The organism is Anaerotruncus sp. 1XD42-93 (assembly GCF_009917605.1).
Taxonomy (GTDB): Bacteria; Bacillota; Clostridia; order Oscillospirales; family Ruminococcaceae; genus Anaerotruncus.
Genome location: NZ_QZEG01000233.1, coordinates 1 through 568 on the forward strand (window position 1 = coordinate 1; position 568 = coordinate 568).

General features: G+C 50.4%; 1 protein-coding gene. It reads right to left on the reverse strand.

Annotated elements, in window-relative coordinates:
• Window positions 1–20: 20 nt before the first annotated feature.
• Window positions 21–568 (reverse strand): ISAs1 family transposase (locus tag D5269_RS18205; RefSeq protein WP_120487717.1); only part of this gene is annotated, 548 nt, incomplete at its 5' end.

Here is a 568-nt window from a genome sequence, read left to right on the forward strand (position 1 = left end):
CAGGGCAACAGCATTTGAAATTATCCAAAAAGGATATCAAGAAGACGCTGTGGATTCAAGGCGGCGGCAAAGCGCTTTTTCTGGATACTGAGCCTGCGGCCGAAGTCAGCATTTTTGCAGAGCGCCAGAGCAGTTTTCCGGAGGATATTCAGGTTGAGCGGGGACATATCTTTACAGGCTTTGGAGGCGTCCTCATTGAAAATAGCGTCCAGACACCAGTGCAACTGGTTCTCTATGGACCAGTGCTTGCGTACCGCATAGGCAAAACGTTCTAAATCAGTAACAGAAGAGAGAAAATACCGGGCATCTGTTGTGGTTTCATTGCCTCTACTGATTGTGGCCGTCACCATACCAACAGCTTGCAGTCCGTCCCATTCCGCCTGCTGGGGTAGCCAGGACAGGTCGTTCAACAGGCGGTAGTCCCGCTTTTCGAGCCTGCCATGATCCTTCACTTTGGTCACAAAGCTGGGTAGTTCTCCAGAGAAATGTTCAAAATACAGTGAAATATCCTCCAGCAGGGCCGGATGATTTCCCTTCAGGCTGATCACATAATCTGCCTTGCCCTCCC